Source organism: Rhizobium sp. USDA 3886 (genome assembly GCF_056279785.1).
In genome coordinates, this window is record NZ_JBWCDC010000003.1 from 1,578,622 (window position 1) to 1,594,712 (window position 16,091).

The window sequence follows — 16,091 nt, forward strand, 5'->3', positions numbered from 1 at the left end:
CCTTAACGCCTCATACGGAAACAGCGAAACGCCTGAAAAAGTTCCAGAAGCAGAGCAAGCTCTTGACCTTCGTCAAAGCGGTCCCTCCCCTTTCCGATCAAATAGTCCCGATCAGATTGACGGGGAAGCATGACCCAATTTTCGATGGCTGCCGGTGCCTTTGCGCTTATTGCAATGCCGGATCCGACCAATACGCTTCTTGCGCTCGCTGCCTACCGACGGGGAGTATGGCAACTTGCAATTCTCGCAACAACTGTCGTTGCTGCTTACCTGTTAGTGGTGGTTTTGCTTACGGTCCTTACCGGAGGGTTGCTGCATTCCCATCCACAGGTCGCCGCCGCCCTCAAGCTGGTCTCCGCTACCTGGGTTTTATATCTTGCCTTCCGGTTGTGGTCCGCGGCCGGTCCACTATCGGCCGCCGACCTCTCGGTGCGTCATGTCCTGATAACGACGTTGCTCAATCCGAAGGCAATCATCATCGGGTTGGCCATGGTCCCTGCGGCCGGCGTTTCGACGCAAATCCCGCACCTCGTGGCCATCGCCTTTGCTGTCGCTGCAGCCTCGACGCTTTGGCTTGTACTCGGCAAGCTTGTGATTGGAGGGCAGGAAACGCTGTCGCTGCTCGTGCGCCGGTGCAGTTCCGCTGTCCTCATGCTGTTTTCAGCCAGCTTAGCCGCCAGCCTTTTTACCTGATGGAAGGCACGTTCTGTCCGGCCAGAGAGCCTCGGAATTCCTGAATTGGGGAGAAAATCGCATAGAGTGCTCAAAGCAGAGAGACAATCGCCTTTAGGCTTCTCTGCTAACCTTGACTGCATCGCATTTGAGATACATATATTCAAGTCATCTGACCAAATCTTCCTTGAAGTTGGTAGGCAATTAACTGTTATCCGTGACGCGAGGGGTCTTAGACATGGCTGCGAACACCAAAATGATTCATGTTCGGGTCGATGACGACATCCGTGAGGAAGCTTCCTCCGTTCTTGAGTCGCTTGGGCTTTCGGTTTCCGAGGCCATTCGAGTGTTTCTTCATCGTGTAGTCGCGAGCCAGAGTTTTCCTCTTGAACTCAAGGTACCCAACGAAACGACTCGTGCCGCTCTCGCAGAAGCTCGTAAGATCAGGAAGGCCCGTAAGGCTCGCTTTGCGACACCCGATGAGCTTTTCGCTGATCTCGATGGCAAGAAGTAATCAACTTCGATCGTAGTTGTGCGAGAAATCAAGTTGAAAAAGACAAGCGCTGCCAGACGAGCCCCGCGTCCAAGAGCCTCTGATTATACGAAGCAATTTAAAAAAGACTGGGACCGGTATGACAAGGCCGGCAAAATGGATATGAACCGCGTCATCGAATTGATGATGATGATCATCCTGAAGACGCCACTTGAAGCAGAGTGGGCCGATCACGAACTGTCGGGTAAAGAGTGGAAAGGGGCAAGGGAAGCCCATATAGGCGGGGACTTTCTCCTCGTCTATGATGCCGATGACGACTTCGTAGAATTCGTCAGGCTGGGTACGCATTCAGAGCTATTTGGGCGGTGAAGTCGCAAGAGGCGCGTTGCTCGCATGCAGCGCACTGAATCTTGTGGCATGCGCTCGATAATTCCGTGGATGCCTATGCGCACTGGATTTCGACCACAGTTTTCATAGGCCGTCCGTTACTGACACGGCCTCCGTAAGCAAACTCCCGAAGATGAGCGCGCCGAGCTATTCGAGCGCGTTGTTGAGATATGTCAAAGTCTGCCTCCTGAACGGCATATATTTACGCAAAGGTCTTGAGGCCAGTGAGGCAATCTCGCCGCGAACGCCGCAATTGCCTGAAGTAAGGAGTATTGTAATGGGTTCGTTCAGGCATGGCATTGGCTGATTGTAATGGCAGTCGTTCTGCTGCTCTTCGGCCGCGGCAAGATCCCGACGTTGATGGGGGACGTCGCAGAGGGCATCAAGGCCTTCAAGAAGGGGATCGCAGACGGGGACAAAGTCTCTCCCGCGCCCGACGAAATAGCCTACGGCCAGATAGAGCAATGATCGGCAATCGCTGACGAACTGCCGCTTTCATGCAAGGGTCCGGCGGCTGGTCCTTTTCATCGTACCAGCCCGCGCAAAGGTCATTTCTTCGGAAATGACCGTATTGGAGCTGTCGAGGATCGCGCGCCAAATGCGGTTGCCGATCCTGAGGCTCAGCCGCCGCTTACCTGCGTCCTCACCTTCTCCCATTTCCACGGTACTTGCAACCAATCCCATTTGCAGCTTTCGCTTGAACTCACCTCCGGAGAGGCCGAACCGCGAGGAAAGCTCTGCGGGGTTCAGAACAAAATCGCCATTGTCGTCACACGTTATCTGCATATTGGATCCTCTTTCCGGCCTCGTCATGATCAAGTCTCTAGGCGACGCACGACAGACAGACAGTGAATAAGTTCGCCTGCGAACGTCTGCGCCAGCTCACGTGCCGCTTGATTCTTGCAGCTCTCGGCAAGTTCGAGATAACAGTCTAGCAGAAGCTCGCTCAGTCCACGAAGGTTTGGCGCTTCCTGGCAGCGCCGCCGTTAGAAATGATCGCATTGCTTGATGCGTGCCGAAGCTATTGGGAGACGACCAAGGGGATATTAGATCCGACAATCCAACCCTTTTTGCACTTTATGCTCACTATTTCTCGGCACCCAGTGCCGATGCGTCAGGGCCGCCGGCTGCGCAGTTGAAGGCGGCATTGGCCCGCATCGGCTTCGATGCCGTCAGGTTCAATCGCGACCGGATCGCCTTCATCCGCCCTGGCATGGCGATGTCGTTGAACGGCGTTGCACAGGGCTTCATAACCGATCGGGTCGTCGACTTATGCGCAATGCCGGTGTCACCAGCAGCCTCCTCAACATGGGCGAGGCTCGCGCGGTCGGCGCTCAGGCGGACGGCAGCCCGTGGCGCGTCGGGCTTGCATCGCTAGAAGACAGCTTGAAGCCAGATGCTGTGCTGGAGATCGTCGATCAAGCCGTGGCGACGTCGAGTGCGGCCGGTTTTCATTTCGACGCATCCGGCCGCTTCGGTCCATATTCTTGACCCGCGCACCGGAGCCGCCCCGCAGGTCTACCGCCGCTTGAGCGTCCTCGCCAAGGAGGCAGCCACGGCATATGCGCTGTCGACTGGTGCCGCCGCAACAGATCCCGGACATGCTGGCTCCTTACGGCGAGGTGAGCGTCGACTTGATGACGATGTCAGGCAAACGCCTTCGTTTTTGCTAACCACAGCCAGGAGCGGTTCATGCGGCCTTGGCCTTTTCCTACCTATTCATTTTGGACGGCCGGGCTTTTGATCCATCTCAAAGTGCAGGATGGACTTTTCTGTAAGCTGCCTTGCATCACACGAACAATGGGTGGGAGGTTCGCCATGCGCGTCAACACCATTATGACATCGACGGTCATCACGATCCAATCGACGGCGACGGTCGCTGAGGCAGCAAATATCATGTTGAGCAACCGTATCAGCGGTCTGCCGGTCGTCGATACACAAGGCACGCTTCTCGGCCTCATCAGCGAGAGCGATCTTCTGCGGCGCAGCGAACTTGACACCGAGCGCCAGCGTTCGTGGTGGCTGGCGCTGCTGGCAAGCCCCGGAAAAGTTGCGGAGGAGTATGTGCGGGCACATGGAGGGAAGGTCAAGGAGGTCATGTCTGCGCCAGTGACGACGGCATCGCCCTACACGACGCTTGGGGAGGCGGTCGATCTGATGGAGAAATCGAAGGTGAAGCGGCTGCCGGTTGTTGCGAACGGCCGGCTTGTCGGCATTGTCACCCGCTCGGATTTTCTGAAGCCGCTACGCAAACCTCAGGCAGAACCGGGTCAGCCGCTGCCCGACGCAGGCATCGCAGCGGCGATTGCCGAAGAGCTGGCTGCCCAATCCTGGGCCAAAAATGGCCTTATCCGCGCCTACGTCAAGAACGGCGTCGTGACGCTCAACGGATCGGTGCTGGATGAGCGCGAGCGCGGTGCGGCGATCGTTGCGGCCGAGAATGTCCCGGGCGTCAAGATGGTTCGCGATCAGCTTGCCTGGATCGATCCGAGCTATGGTATCGTCGTGCAGGCACCGTAAGGCTTCCGGCACGGGGGCTCTCCTGTTCTCGGCTGGAACATGTTTTGCTGGAGTACTCTCATGGCACTGACACTTCGGACTATGACACAAGGAGAGTGTGTTTCCCTGCTTGAACAGTCGCGTTACGGCCATCTTGCCTGCTGCAGCGATGGCCAACCCTACATCGTGCCGATCTACTTCTCCTACGATAAAGGTGTCCTCTACAGCTTTTCCATGCCGGGGCAAAAAATCGATTGGATGCGGTCAAACAGTAGGGTTTGCCTGCAGACGGATCACCTCAGCGACGTCGGCTGGCAAAGCGTCGTGGTGACGGGAGAGTACGAGGAGTTCCCGGATACCGATCTGCTGCACAGCGAGCGTCTGCATGCCTGGTCGCTACTGCAAAGGCATTCGGATTGGTGGGAAATGGGATCGCTCAAGCCGCAGCCTCAGGCGATGCAATCCCATTCTCCGCACATCTTCTATGGTATCCTGATAAGGGAAATGGCAGGACGAGCGGCGCTTTCGGGCGATTGAACCGCCGAAACCTGTGGGCGAGCGGCTTTAACCGGAGTAGAGGTTTTATATCTGCGCGGCAGATGGTTAGGCGCCAAATTGGCCTTCCACCCGGACGATCGTTTAACGAAAGGATATTCCGTGCGGCTGCTGCTTGCTGCCTTTGGTTGGGGTTTCGTTGCAATCGGCGTTGTCGGCATCTTCGTGCCGCTGTTGCCGACAACACCATTCCTGATCGTTGCCGCCGCGATATTTTCTCGCTCCTCCCCGCGCTTTGAAGGCTGGCTGCTTGCCCATCCCCGCTTCGGTGAGCCGCTGCAAACCTGGCGCCGCCAAGGAGCGATCCGGCGGCGCCATAAATTTGTCGCCTGCGTCTCGATGGCGTGCAGCTTTGCAATTCTGCTGGTGTTTTTCACACTTCCGGCAGTCGCGATGATTGCTGCTGGAGTTCCGATGGCAATTGCCGCAGTCTATGTCGCGTCCAGACCTGAACCGGGACACTGAGAAACCGCTAACAATTTTTCGCTCAGCCCCGCTTGGAATGCTCCTGCATGCATGTGGCGCAAGGCGCCTATCCGGGGCTTCCGGTAGAAGAGCACGCGCATCGTGTTGGTTGAAGCGCAATGGAACCGGAGCATTAGAGGTGCGTTTCGAGGTATGACCTGAGGACCGAATGCGCCAACAACCGCTCCCGAAGGAGCCGCGAGGATGAGTATCGAAGGGCATACGACAGCGCCAGGTGCGAACTTCCATGAGAACCATTACTGCGGCTATGAGGATGCATCTGGCATCCGTTGCACGGAATGGGGCTGTTATGGCTTCGAGGAGCGCACTGGCGCCATGCGCTGGTATTGCCGCAAACACCAGCCGTTAATCTATCGCGGACTGCCTCCACACGGCAGCGTGCAAGGCTTGAGCGGAAATTAGCCTCCGCTCGTTTACTGCTCTCGGCACGACCGGACGTGCGTGGCTTGATTAGCCAGCAGCTCTAATGGTCGCTCTGTTCGCCGGATATGAAGGCGCTGCTGGCGTCGCTGACGATGGCGACGTGAGAATATGCCGCCCGTGCCGCCGCAGCCCCGTCGGCGCGCAGGATCGAGGCGACGATCATCTCGTGTTCACTGAAGGATTTTGAAAGGCGGCCCGGCAACCGGAACTGCGCTCGTCTGAAGGGTGCCAGACGAGCTCTCGTCTGTGTGACCAACTCGTATATGTGATCATTGTGCGCGCCGCGATAAAGCCGTGTATGAAACTCGACATTGTAGACGGCATAATCTTCATAAGCGCCCTGATGAACCAGGCGGGCGGAATTGCGGTGCCCGAGCTCCATTTCCCTGCGCTCGTCGACCGTCATTCTTTCTGCGGCCAGCCGGGCGCAGATGCCTTCCAGTTCCGCCATCGCCTCGAACATACCGTGTAGGTAAGCCCCGCTGACATTGGAGACGACGGCGCTCCGATTGGGCTCGCGCCCGACCAGCCCCATGGCTCCGAGCTCGCGAAGCGCTTCCCGGACCGGCGTTCGAGAAACCTCGAAGCGCGCGGCCAAGGAGATTTCGTCGAGCCTTTCTCCCGGGTGCATCTCGCCTGTCACAATCATGTCCGCGATAGAGCGAACAAGCTGCTCGACGGTCGTTCCCTGGCGAATGACTTCCTTGCGTCTGTTATGCTTCAAATCCAAGAATCCATGCATCTCCATCTGCATACAGATGCGACGCGCTTCCACGGATGTCAAATCATGCGTGCATCACTCTGGTTTTATCTGCTTTTTTCGCTTCGTCTCTCCGTTTGAACACGCATACCGCAGAGAGCTGCAGATGGAAGGAACGGCGAAATATTGTGCATGCCTATTTAATAACCTCATTGGCGTGAATCTGCATACACTTTTTGCACCTGTCTCTGATCTTCGCGGCGCAGCGCAATGATATCAATCGCTTAAGATCTGGCACGGGTATTGCATACACTTTCATGCAGCAATTTTAACTGGCCACAGGCCGACAGGGGGCATTCCAATGACCAAACTCCTTTCGATGAACCGCCGAAATTTCCTCCAAGCCTCGGCAGCGGGCGCTCTGCTGAGCGCGGCGCCTGGCGTCCTGTCTTCGCAAGCATCCGCTCAAGGCGCACTGACCGTCGGATTTATCTATGTCGGCCCCAAGGATGACTACGGCTACAACCAGGCGCATGCGGAAGGTGCGGCAGTTATCAAATCCATGCCTGGCGTTACGCTAGTGGAAGAGGAAAACGTTCCCGAAACCGTCGACGTTCAGAAGACGATGGAGTCCATGATCAACCTCGACGGCGCGGCGGTGCTGTTTCCGACCTCGTTCGGCTACTTCGACCCCCATATGCTGGCCATGGCGGCAAAATATCCCGAGGTCCAGTTTCGCCATTGCGGCGGGCTCTGGCAGGAATCCAAGAACCCGATGAATACCGGATCGTATTTCGGCTATATCGGCCAGGGCCAGTATCTCAACGGTGTCGCCGCCGGCTACGCAACGAAGAGCAAAAAAATCGGTTTTGTTGCCGCAAAGCCCATTCCGCAAGTGGTCCAGAACATCAATTCCTTCCTGCTCGGCGCGCGATCGGTCGATCCCTCGATAACGTGTCAGGTGATTTTCACCGGCGAATGGTCGCTGGCGGTCAAGGAAGCGGAAGCGACCAATGCTCTTGTCGACCAAGGCGCTGACGTCATCACGTGCCATGTCGACAGCCCGAAAGTCGTCGTCGAAACCGCAGCCGGGCGCAATGCCTTCGTATGTGGTTACCATGCCAATCAGAGCCCGCTTGCACCGGAAAAATATCTGACGGGCGCCGAATGGGCGTGGGGGAACGTCTACACAAGCTTCATCAAACAGGCACAAGCAGGTGAAAAGCTTGGCAATTTCGTCCGTGGCGGGCTGAAGGACGGCTTTGTGAAGATGAGTCCCTTAGGCCCGGCGGTCTCCGATGAATCGAGGAAAAAGTTCGAAGCAACGCTTGCCGAAATCATGGCCGGCAAATTCAGCGTGTTCAAAGGACCGATGAAGGACAACAAGGGCAACGTTATCGTTACCGCCGGCAGGAGCTTCGCCGAGGACGCGATCGAGCTGGAAAGCATGGATTATCTCGTCGAAGGTGTCATGGGTTCGACGGCCTAGGGCTTGGGAGACGCGCCATGACGGTCGAAGCGAACATTCCCGCAATCATTACGCCGGACAAATTTTCCATGCTCGACGCGGTTCGGGAATGGGCAGCAAGGCGTGCCGAACCGATCGTGATCAGCGCTGCGGCCGTCGTGATCGGCCTCGGGCTTTTCTGCCTCTTCATTCTGGCCGTCGGAAAATCGCCGGTCATGCTTTTCCAACTGATGTACACGGGCGGTTTCGGCAGCTGGTTCTCGCTACAAAACAGCCTGAGCCGGGCCGCTCCGCTGCTCCTGACAGCGCTCTGCGTCGCGCTCCCGGCGAGGCTGGGTCTTGTCATTATCGGTGGCGAAGGGGCTGTGGTGCTCGGCGGTGTCGCGGCCGCGGCGGCTGCGCTTCCCATTACCGGTGTATTGCCGCCGCTCGTCGTTTTTGCGGCGATGGGGATCTCCGCGATGACTGTGGGCGGTGCCTGGATCGGCCTTGCCGGATTTCTTCGGCACAAACGCGGCGTCAACGAAACCATCTCCTCCCTCCTTCTTGCGTATATTGCCATCGCCCTGATGAACCAGTTCGTCGAGGGGCTGCTGCGCGATCCGGCTAGTTTGAACAAGCCGTCCACAAGGCCCTTGCCACCGGACTATATGCTCGGAAACATCCCGGGGATGGACGTGCATTTGGGATTGGTGATCGGGATCGTCGCCTGCTTGTGCACCTGGATATTGATCGAGGCAACCAGTTACGGTTTCGCGGCACGGATCGCAGGCGGCAATGTCCGCGCCGCCCAGATCCAGGGCCTGCCTGTCGGGCGGCTGATCGTCGGCTTTACGGCAATCGCCGGAGCATTCGCGGGTCTTGCAGGGATGATCGAAGTGGCGGCAGTCCAGGGCAGCGCCAATGCCTCACTTGCGGCGGGCTACGGCTATACCGGCATCCTCGTTGCCTTCCTCGCGCGGCACGATCCGCTGGCGATCATTCCCGTCGCAATCCTGCTGGGAGGGATTGATGCATCGGGCGGCTTGATCCAGCGTCGGATGGGACTTCCCGACGCGACGGTTCTGGTCATGCAGGGCACGCTCTTCGTCGTCATATTGTTCTGCGAGACATTTTACGGGCGTTTCAAGGTGTTTAACCCCGATCTCTGGAAAAGGACGGCATGATGGACGAGACAGGAGTAGGTCTTTGGGGCGTGCCGCTTGCCATACTTGCCGGCGCGGTTCGCGTTTCCACCCCTTTCATCTTCGTCAGCCTGGGCGAAACCATCACCGAGCGCTCCGGACGCATCAATTTGGGCCTGGAAGGAACACTCGTCTTCGGAGCGATGACCGCCTACGCGGTGGCAGTGATCAGCGGCTCGCCCTGGCTCGGCGTTTTGGCCGCAATGTGCACGGGAGCGGTCTTCGGCCTCGTTCATGGATGGATTTGCAAGTGGCCCAAGGTCAACGATATCGCAATCGGCATTGCCCTGATGCAGTTCGGGCTAGGCTTGGCGTTTTTCCTCGGCAAGCCCTACATCCAGCCCGCTGCCCCGCGGCTGCCTTCGATCCCATTTGGTGCCTGGTCGCAGGTTCCGCAGATTGAGGCGGCGCTCAACATCAACGTATTGTTTCTCATCGGAGCCGTTCTTGCTGCCGTCCTGTGGTGGGCATTTCGCAATACGCGGATCGGCATCGTCCTTCGGGTGGTCGGTGATAGCACGGACGCCGCACGTGCCATGGGCATCGACCCCGATCGAGTGCGGCTGCTTGCAACTGCCGTCGGCGGCTCGCTGGCTGCGATCGGCGGCGCGTACCTTTCGCTCTATTATCCCGGCTCTTGGAATGAAGGTATCTCTTCGGGTCAGGGTCTGATGGCCGTGGCACTGGTGATCTTCGCCCGCTGGAACCCCATCGGCTGCTTTCTGGCGGCTCTCCTTTTCGGCGGAGCGGGTGCCCTGGGACCGGCGTTGCAGTCGGTCGGCGTGTCGCAGGGATACTATCTCTTTTATGCCACCCCCTATGTGCTGACCCTCATCATTTTGATCGCGACCTCCTCTCCGACACGCGCGCTTGCCGGAGCACCAGGCGCCCTGTCGCTCACCAAGTAGTAGGAAGGGAATATTCGATGAATGCTTTGGGTGGAATGGACGCGATGGTGGAGACAGAAGGCACATATGTCACGGCGGACCCATACCCCTGGCCCTATAACGGAGAGTTGAGGCCGGACAATACCGCGCTCATCATCATCGACATGCAGACGGATTTCTGCGGTGAAGGCGGATATGTCGATCATATGGGCTACGATCTTTCGCTGGTCCGCGCGCCCATCGAACCGATCAGAAAGGTCCTCGCTGCCATGCGTGCGAAGGGATACCACATCATCCACACCCGCGAAGGCCATCGTCCGGACCTCGCCGATCTTCCGGCAAACAAGCGCTGGCGTTCGCGGCGCATCAATGCCGGCATCGGTGACCCCGGCCCCTGCGGTCGGATCCTCGTGCGCGGCGAGCCCGGCTGGGACATCATCGACGAGTTGAAGCCGATCGACGGCGAAACGATCATCGACAAGCCCGGCAAGGGCTCCTTCTGCGCCACCGATCTGGAGCTGATCCTCAATCAGAAGCGTATCGAGAACATTATCCTGACCGGGATCACCACCGACGTCTGCGTGCATACGACGATGCGCGAGGCGAACGATCGCGGCTTCGAATGCCTGCTTCTGCAGGATTGCTGCGGCGCTACCGATTACGGCAATCACCTCGCCGCGATCAAGATGGTGAAAATGCAGGGCGGGGTCTTCGGTTCCGTGTCCGATTCCAAGTCGCTGGTCGCCGCCCTTCCCTGATCACATTTCTGGAAATGCCGTCCTCATCAGTAAACAGGAAAGCAAGCCCGAATGAGCACTGTCCGCGATACACCGCTGCCCGAGCCAGGCAAAGCTGTTGGGATCGAGACGCATGGAATGACCATGCGCTTCGGAGGCTTCACCGCGCTCGACAATGTCTCCATGAAGATCCCTTCAGGCACGTTTCACGCGCTCCTAGGCGAAAACGGGGCCGGCAAATCCACGCTCGTCAAATGCATCATGGGTTTTTATCATCAAACCTCCGGGTCGCTGTCGGTTGGTGGCAAAGAGGTTGCGGTCGCCTCGCCGAAGGATGCAGCGGCATACGGCCTCGGCATGGTCTATCAGCATTTCACACTGGTGCCGTCGCTCACGGGCGCGGAAAACCTGGTGATCAATCGCCCGAACGTCCCTGCTGTCATCAACTGGGCGAAAGAGCGTGCAGATCTCTTAAAATTCATGGAAAAGATGCCGTTCAAGATCCCTCTCGACCGCCCGGTCAGTCATCTGGCGGCGGGCGAGAAGCAGAAGCTGGAAATCGTCAAACAGCTCTATCTTGGACGCGGATTCCTCATTCTCGACGAGCCGACATCGGTGCTGACGCCGGCAGAGGCCGATGAAATGTTGGGCCTTGTGCGTGGCATGACCGAGCGTGGCGAACTCAGCGTTTTGATGATTTCCCACAAATTCCACGAAGTGACGAAATTTGCCGACGCCATCTCTATTCTTAGGCGCGGCAAGCTCGTAGGAGGCGGGAACGTCGGGGAATTGAGCATCGCCGATATGGCCTCGTTGATGATCGGCGACGTCAAGCTCGCCTCGCTGGACATGCGCATCCCCGTTGCCGAAACCGCAAAGCCGGTGCTGAAAGTCGAGCAGGTAAGGGCCTCCGATCGCTCCGGCCTCAAGACCATCGAAATCGACATGCTCGGCATCCGATCCGGCGAGATCGTCGGCATCGCCGGCATTTCGGGAAACGGTCAAAAGGAACTGACGGAGATATTGGCAGGACAGCGGCTGGTGAGTGCCGGCACCATAGAGGTCAACGGTGAAGCCTATGGCGCGACACGCGCCGAGACGCGCAGGAACAGAGTCCGCTTTATCCCGGAGGAGCCGCTGCAGAACGCCTGCGCACCGCGCATGACCGTCAGCGAAAACCTTGCCTTCCGCACCTTCGATCTCAGGGACGGCGGCAAGGACGCCATCTGGCTGAACAAGGGGCGGATGCGGAAGCAAGCCATCGATCTGATCGCCGACTTCAAAGTCAAGACGGCGTCCTCCTCGTCGCCGATCGCAGCTCTGTCCGGCGGCAATGTGCAGCGCGCAGTCCTTGCCCGCGAACTCACTGGAAAAGTCGACCTTCTGATCGTCTCCAACCCGTGTTTCGGTCTCGATTTTGCCGCGGTCTCAGAAATACGCGCACGCATCATCAAAGCACGGAACGCGGGGGCAGCGGTCCTGCTTCTCTCGGAAGACCTCGACGAACTCCTGGAACTGTCGGATCGCATCATGGTCATTTCCGAGGGACGTCTCGTCTACGAAACGCCCGCACGCGGCGCGAACATCGAGGTGATCGGAGCGCATATGGCGGGGCACCACTGATGGACCAGATCCGCGCGTTGCCGTTCGCGTTCCCGCTGCAAAAAGATCATCTGGCGCTCATCGTCATCGACATGCAGCGCGATTTTGCGGAGCCGGGCGGTTTTGGCGCGAGCCTCGGCAATGATGTGAGCCGGATCACCAGGATTATTCCGGATGTGAAGCGATTGATCGAAGGCTTCCGGCGCGCCGGGCTTCCTGTCATCCACACGATGGAATGCCACAAACCGGACCTTTCCGATCTTCCTGATGCGAAACGCAACCGCGGTAGCCCGAAACTTCGCATCGGTGACGAAGGGCCGATGGGACGGATTTTGATCACTGGCGAGCCGGGAACCGCGATCCTTCCTGAGCTTGCTCCTACTAAGGGCGAGGTCGTCATCGAAAAACCGGGAAAAGGCGCCTTCTATGCCACGGATCTCGGGAAAGTACTCAAGGAGAAGGACATCCGGCAGCTTGTGTTTGCCGGTGTGACGACGGAGGTCTGCGTTCAGACCACCATGCGAGAGGCGAATGACAGAGGCTACGAGTGCCTGCTAGCGGAGGAAGCCACCGAAAGCTATTTCCCGGAGTTCAAGGAGGCCGCGATCGTCATGATCCGTGCGCAAGGCGCGATCGTCGGCTGGACTGCGCACGTTGATGACATATTGGAGGCGATCGGTGCCTGAGACAACGCGCGAGCTGTTAACCTCCAGCGGGTGGAAGGATTTGCCCTTCAACGCCTTTCGCGACGGGGTGACGATTCACTGGATCAAGCCTTTCGACGGTGACTCGCCAGGTGTTGCCCTCTTGAAATACGCAGCAGGCGCCTCCGTTCCGCGCCACCGCCACGAGGGACTGGAAACCATCCTGGTGCTTGAAGGAACCCAGTCGGATGAAGCAGGCGATTACGCTAAAGGCACCTACATCGTGAATGCCGCGGGCACCGAACATTCTGTCTGGAGCGATACGGGGTGCGTTGTTCTGATCCAGTGGGATCGGCCCGTAACAATACTGGAAGGCTAAAGATGAGAGATTTTCGTCCCCTGGACATCGCGTCGCTTCACGGGTTTTACGCTGCAGGTGGCAGTCCGATGGAGATCGTAGAGCAGGTTTTTGCTCGACATGCCGAAGTCAACGATCCCGGCATCTTCCTGCACCTCGCCAGCAGATCGGCGCTCCTGCAGGAAGCAGCGGCTCTCGGCGAGTTCGATCCGGTCGCCAAACCGCTCTGGGGAATTCCTTTCGCGGTGAAGGATAATATCGACGTCGGCGGAATGCCGACGACGGCAGCCTGCCCCGCTTATTCATATTTGCCGGAGAGCGACGCGACGGTCGTCCGGCTGCTGAGAAACGCAGGCGCCCTGATCGTCGGGAAAACAAATCTCGACCAGTTCGCCACTGGCCTCGTCGGCGTGCGGACACCCTATGCTATACCAAGGAATGCGATCGATCCCAAGCTTGTGCCCGGAGGATCGAGTTCCGGGTCGGCGGTCGCCACAGCTCAGGGCATCGTCAGCTTCGCGCTTGGCACCGACACGGCCGGATCGGGGCGTATCCCCGCCGGTCTTAACAATATTGTCGGATTGAAGCCCAGCCTGGGCGCGATATCCACAACTGGCGTCATCCCAGCCTGTCGGACGCTCGATTGCGTATCTATCTTCGCCTTGACGGTTGATGACGCCTGGAAAGTGTTTCGAGTTGCTGCGCGCGAAGACGCGGCCGATCCCTATTCGAAGCCGATCCGGGCGGCCGGGCTAACTAAACTCCCGAAACTGGTCGTCGGGGTTTCCCCGGCTCAAGGATCGCCAGTTCTTTGGCGACACGGCGATGGAGGCGTCCTATTCAAAAGCGCTCGATACGTTGCGACGTCTCGGCCACGGTCTCGTGGAAATCCCCTTCGAGGATTTCGACCGTGTTGCCAAGCTGCTTTACGAGGGGGCCTGGGTCGCGGAGCGTTATGCCGCGATCAGGGATTTCTTCGACGGAAACGAGGCGTCGCTGCACCCTGTCACGCGCAAGATCTACGGCGATGCGAAGCGCTTGTCGGCGGCCGACGCCTTCGGCGGCTTTTATGCGCTGCAGAGACTGAAAAATCAAATCGCACCGATCGTCGCGTCGGTCGACGTGATTTGCGTGCCGACCGCGCCGAGGCATTATACGACCGCCGAACTCGACGCCGAGTCCATGCGTGAAAATTCCCGGCTCGGTACCTATACGAATTTCGTGAATCTGCTCGACATGTGCGGCATCGCCGTTCCGACAGGGACCCGAACGGATCGACTTCCGGCGAGCGTCACGCTGCTCGCCCCTTCCGGCCGGGATCATGTGACAACCTCGCTGGCTCGCGATCTTCACATCGCAAGCGAAGCAACGCTCGGCGCGACCGGATGGCCACTGCCTCCATGGGGTCCTGATGAAACCGCAAAGGTCGAAGGCATTGAGTTGGTGGTCGTTGGGGCGCATCTGAGTGGAATGCCGTTGAACAGCGAACTGCGGGCCCTCGGTGCCCGCTTTCTAAGAGAAGTCCGCACATCGCCAGACTACGAGCTATTCGCTCTGATAGGTCAAACGCCTGCCAAACCCGGTCTTATCCGCGTCGAACCGGGCGAAGGGTCAAAGATTTCCGTCGAGATTTGGACCTTGGTGCCTGCCGCATTCGGCGCGTTTGTGGCGCAGATCCCCTCACCCCTGACGATCGGTACGATTGCGCTGGAGGACGGCTTGGCAGCCAAGGGCTTCCTGGTTGAACCAGCGGCGCTCAAGGAGGCAGAGAACATTTCGAACTATGGCGGTTGGCGCGCCTATGTTCAAAGCCAGGCAGCGGGCATATTGCAGGATCCGTCAGCGCCGAAATCCGCAGCGAGCATAATCGTCTGAAGCTCATGATAGATGGGCTCGGCGGACGTTCTTCAGCGGTCGGGTGGCTGAATTGAAGACGTTACGACCATGTCCGGTTTTGGCGCCTGTAGTCGAACCGAGCCAAATTCGATCTTTGCAAGGATTAGCGGAGGATCAGGTTCGGTCGGGCGCAAAAGGCCCCCTTGCGGCCAGACGCGCTTCAGCTCTTCCCTCGACATCGCTGCGACGTTCACGTCGATGTCGGTAAGCGTGCCCGGCACACGATAGGGACAACGCCGCTTTGAACAATTGCTGGCGGAAGAAAACTGCCAGAGAAAGTAGTTCTGCCAGTTTCCAAGCGGAAAGACCTTGCGGATGTCCGGCTTGTATCGCGCATACCACAGCGGCAGCCTCGCCAACACACTGTAGTCCCGGCGATATGCGGCAATATAACGTGCCGTGTCATGGTTGGTATAAAGGATCGGATAGCGTCCGGTTCTCGCCCTGATATGGCCGACAAATATCTGCGCATCCTCGAGCGACATGAACTGGTTGGCATCGATCCCCTCGATATCGAGGATCATCAGATCGTTCGCATCAGGCGTCGCGTAGTCGAGAAAGTGATTGGCCTGGTCGATGGGGTTGCCTGGACGGGCGACATGGTAGGCGCCCCACAGCAGGCCGTTTTGGCGGGCAATCATCCGGCGGCTCGTATAGAGTTCGCGGCTTACCGCGTATTTCCGCCACATGGTCTTGCAATGCGCAAAGGTGTCCCCACGGTGCTCTCCGTCGCAGCTGAAGCTCTCGGGCAAGCCATCGGATGCCTTGGAGATAAAGGCCGCGATGCGCTCGTCCTTGAGCAACGCCTGCCAATCGATCGCATTCATTTCGTAGGCGTCGACAACCAGCGCATTGTTCGAGCTTTTCCACGGTGACACGTCTGCCGCACGCAGGGCCGCTGCATCCATGATGAAAGCAAGCAGACTAAGGCAGGAGAGAATCGATGTTCGGAGCCCCTTCATCGATCCAAAGTAAAATATCCTAAGTTTATAATATATTAAGAATAAAATCTTCTTAGCGACCCGCATTGGGCCGCTGGTTGAGCGCCACCTCCGTGGCGCTCAGGAGCACGACGTATTCCTGCAGCGTCCGTGAAAACA

16 protein-coding genes and 3 pseudogenes are annotated in these 16,091 nt (G+C 58.3%); 16 read left to right on the forward strand and 3 right to left on the reverse strand.

Features of this window, described 5'->3' with window-relative positions; all coding sequences use genetic code 11:
• Positions 1 to 144: 144 nt before the first annotated feature.
• The 4 genes and pseudogenes from ACZ9BX_RS30475 to ACZ9BX_RS30490 all read left to right on the forward strand — a co-directional run.
• Positions 145 to 693 (forward strand): threonine transporter RhtB, encoded by a 549-nt coding sequence (locus tag ACZ9BX_RS30475; protein WP_476221980.1) that lies wholly within the window; start codon positions 145 to 147, stop codon positions 691 to 693.
• Between the two features lie 217 nt (positions 694 to 910).
• Positions 911 to 1,186, forward strand: coding sequence for a type II toxin-antitoxin system RelB/DinJ family antitoxin (locus tag ACZ9BX_RS30480; protein ID WP_207917210.1), 276 nt, complete (start codon positions 911 to 913; stop codon positions 1,184 to 1,186).
• Between the two features lie 33 nt (positions 1,187 to 1,219).
• Positions 1,220 to 1,534, forward strand: coding sequence for a type II toxin-antitoxin system YafQ family toxin (locus ACZ9BX_RS30485; RefSeq protein ID WP_244564518.1), 315 nt, complete (start codon positions 1,220 to 1,222; stop codon positions 1,532 to 1,534).
• A 297-nt stretch (positions 1,535 to 1,831) separates the two neighbouring features.
• Positions 1,832 to 2,020: pseudogene (locus ACZ9BX_RS30490) on the forward strand (twin-arginine translocase TatA/TatE family subunit); the annotation flags it as partial.
• Between the two features lie 27 nt (positions 2,021 to 2,047).
• On the opposite strand, the gene ACZ9BX_RS30495 reads toward ACZ9BX_RS30490, so the two are convergent.
• Positions 2,048 to 2,338, reverse strand: a complete 291-nt coding sequence (locus ACZ9BX_RS30495; RefSeq protein ID WP_086999223.1) for a DUF6522 family protein — start codon at positions 2,336 to 2,338, stop codon at positions 2,048 to 2,050.
• Positions 2,339 to 2,564: 226 nt separating this feature from the next.
• Between ACZ9BX_RS30495 and ACZ9BX_RS30500 the strand changes: the two are divergent.
• From ACZ9BX_RS30500 to ACZ9BX_RS30515, 4 genes and pseudogenes are all read left to right on the forward strand, one after another.
• Positions 2,565 to 3,043, forward strand: a pseudogene (locus tag ACZ9BX_RS30500) (FAD:protein FMN transferase).
• 327 nt (positions 3,044 to 3,370) lie between these two features.
• The gene (locus ACZ9BX_RS30505; protein WP_476221982.1) at positions 3,371 to 4,072 is read left to right on the forward strand and encodes a CBS domain-containing protein; all 702 of its coding nucleotides are present in this window, start codon (positions 3,371 to 3,373) and stop codon (positions 4,070 to 4,072) included.
• A 60-nt stretch (positions 4,073 to 4,132) separates the two neighbouring features.
• Positions 4,133 to 4,588: a pyridoxamine 5'-phosphate oxidase family protein gene (locus ACZ9BX_RS30510; RefSeq protein ID WP_086999214.1), complete on the forward strand. Its 456-nt coding sequence runs from the start codon at positions 4,133 to 4,135 to the stop codon at positions 4,586 to 4,588.
• A 120-nt stretch (positions 4,589 to 4,708) separates the two neighbouring features.
• Positions 4,709 to 5,071, forward strand: coding sequence for a YbaN family protein (locus ACZ9BX_RS30515; protein ID WP_476221985.1), 363 nt, complete (start codon positions 4,709 to 4,711; stop codon positions 5,069 to 5,071).
• Between the two features lie 484 nt (positions 5,072 to 5,555).
• On the opposite strand, the gene ACZ9BX_RS30520 is transcribed toward ACZ9BX_RS30515, so the two are convergent.
• Positions 5,556 to 6,263, reverse strand: a complete 708-nt coding sequence (locus ACZ9BX_RS30520) for a GntR family transcriptional regulator (protein ID WP_476223091.1) — start codon at positions 6,261 to 6,263, stop codon at positions 5,556 to 5,558.
• Between the two features lie 313 nt (positions 6,264 to 6,576).
• Here ACZ9BX_RS30520 and ACZ9BX_RS30525 point away from each other — a divergent pair, with 313 nt between their 5' ends.
• The 8 genes and pseudogenes from ACZ9BX_RS30525 to atzF all read left to right on the forward strand — a co-directional run bounded on the left by ACZ9BX_RS30525 (position 6,577) and on the right by atzF (position 14,970).
• Complete coding sequence (locus tag ACZ9BX_RS30525; RefSeq protein WP_476221987.1) at positions 6,577 to 7,704, forward strand: BMP family ABC transporter substrate-binding protein; 1,128 nt, start codon at positions 6,577 to 6,579, stop codon at positions 7,702 to 7,704.
• A 17-nt stretch (positions 7,705 to 7,721) separates the two neighbouring features.
• Positions 7,722 to 8,849, forward strand: a complete 1,128-nt coding sequence (locus ACZ9BX_RS30530; RefSeq protein ID WP_476221989.1) for an ABC transporter permease — start codon at positions 7,722 to 7,724, stop codon at positions 8,847 to 8,849.
• Complete coding sequence (locus tag ACZ9BX_RS30535) at positions 8,849 to 9,775, forward strand: ABC transporter permease (RefSeq protein WP_027509694.1); 927 nt, start codon at positions 8,849 to 8,851, stop codon at positions 9,773 to 9,775. Before ACZ9BX_RS30530 ends, ACZ9BX_RS30535 begins: the two co-directional genes overlap by 1 nt.
• A gap of 35 nt (positions 9,776 to 9,810) precedes the next feature.
• Positions 9,811 to 10,512: a biuret amidohydrolase gene (biuH, locus tag ACZ9BX_RS30540; protein WP_476223092.1), complete on the forward strand. Its 702-nt coding sequence runs from the start codon at positions 9,811 to 9,813 to the stop codon at positions 10,510 to 10,512.
• 51 nt (positions 10,513 to 10,563) lie between these two features.
• On the forward strand, positions 10,564 to 12,114 hold the full coding sequence (locus ACZ9BX_RS30545) for an ABC transporter ATP-binding protein (RefSeq protein ID WP_476221991.1): 1,551 nt from the start codon (positions 10,564 to 10,566) through the stop codon (positions 12,112 to 12,114).
• The gene (locus tag ACZ9BX_RS30550; protein ID WP_476221993.1) at positions 12,114 to 12,779 is read left to right on the forward strand and encodes a cysteine hydrolase family protein; all 666 of its coding nucleotides are present in this window, start codon (positions 12,114 to 12,116) and stop codon (positions 12,777 to 12,779) included. The genes ACZ9BX_RS30545 and ACZ9BX_RS30550 overlap by 1 nt, the downstream gene beginning before the upstream one ends.
• Positions 12,772 to 13,116, forward strand: coding sequence for a cupin domain-containing protein (locus tag ACZ9BX_RS30555; RefSeq protein ID WP_476221995.1), 345 nt, complete (start codon positions 12,772 to 12,774; stop codon positions 13,114 to 13,116). Before ACZ9BX_RS30550 ends, ACZ9BX_RS30555 begins: the two co-directional genes overlap by 8 nt.
• Positions 13,117 to 13,118: 2 nt before the next feature.
• A pseudogene (atzF, locus tag ACZ9BX_RS30560) lies at positions 13,119 to 14,970 on the forward strand (allophanate hydrolase).
• A gap of 32 nt (positions 14,971 to 15,002) precedes the next feature.
• On the opposite strand, the gene ACZ9BX_RS30565 reads toward atzF, so the two are convergent.
• Positions 15,003 to 15,899 carry a glycoside hydrolase family 25 protein gene (locus tag ACZ9BX_RS30565; protein ID WP_476221997.1) on the reverse strand — a complete coding sequence of 299 codons (897 nt, stop codon included), beginning with the start codon at positions 15,897 to 15,899 and terminating at the stop codon, positions 15,003 to 15,005.
• Between the last annotated feature and the right edge of the window lie 192 nt (positions 15,900 to 16,091).

Excerpts from the sequence above, each read along its gene's own strand:
- ACZ9BX_RS30475 (WP_476221980.1), top strand. The coding sequence starts at position 145 with ATGGCTGCCGGTGCCTTTGCGCTTATTGCAATGCCGGATCCGACCAAT.
- ACZ9BX_RS30495 (WP_086999223.1), bottom strand. The coding sequence starts at position 2,338 with ATGCAGATAACGTGTGACGACAATGGCGATTTTGTTCTGAACCCCGCA.
- ACZ9BX_RS30565 (WP_476221997.1), bottom strand. The coding sequence starts at position 15,899 with ATGGATGCAGCGGCCCTGCGTGCGGCAGACGTGTCACCGTGGAAAAGC.
- ACZ9BX_RS30550 (WP_476221993.1), top strand. The coding sequence starts at position 12,114 with ATGGACCAGATCCGCGCGTTGCCGTTCGCGTTCCCGCTGCAAAAAGAT.
- ACZ9BX_RS30505 (WP_476221982.1), top strand. The coding sequence starts at position 3,371 with ATGCGCGTCAACACCATTATGACATCGACGGTCATCACGATCCAATCG.
- biuH (WP_476223092.1), top strand. The coding sequence starts at position 9,811 with ATGGACGCGATGGTGGAGACAGAAGGCACATATGTCACGGCGGACCCA.
- ACZ9BX_RS30520 (WP_476223091.1), bottom strand. The coding sequence starts at position 6,263 with ATGGAGATGCATGGATTCTTGGATTTGAAGCATAACAGACGCAAGGAA.
- ACZ9BX_RS30525 (WP_476221987.1), top strand. The coding sequence starts at position 6,577 with ATGACCAAACTCCTTTCGATGAACCGCCGAAATTTCCTCCAAGCCTCG.
- ACZ9BX_RS30535 (WP_027509694.1), top strand. The coding sequence starts at position 8,849 with ATGGACGAGACAGGAGTAGGTCTTTGGGGCGTGCCGCTTGCCATACTT.
- ACZ9BX_RS30530 (WP_476221989.1), top strand. The coding sequence starts at position 7,722 with ATGACGGTCGAAGCGAACATTCCCGCAATCATTACGCCGGACAAATTT.
- ACZ9BX_RS30480 (WP_207917210.1), top strand. The coding sequence starts at position 911 with ATGGCTGCGAACACCAAAATGATTCATGTTCGGGTCGATGACGACATC.
- ACZ9BX_RS30545 (WP_476221991.1), top strand. The coding sequence starts at position 10,564 with ATGAGCACTGTCCGCGATACACCGCTGCCCGAGCCAGGCAAAGCTGTT.
- ACZ9BX_RS30510 (WP_086999214.1), top strand. The coding sequence starts at position 4,133 with ATGGCACTGACACTTCGGACTATGACACAAGGAGAGTGTGTTTCCCTG.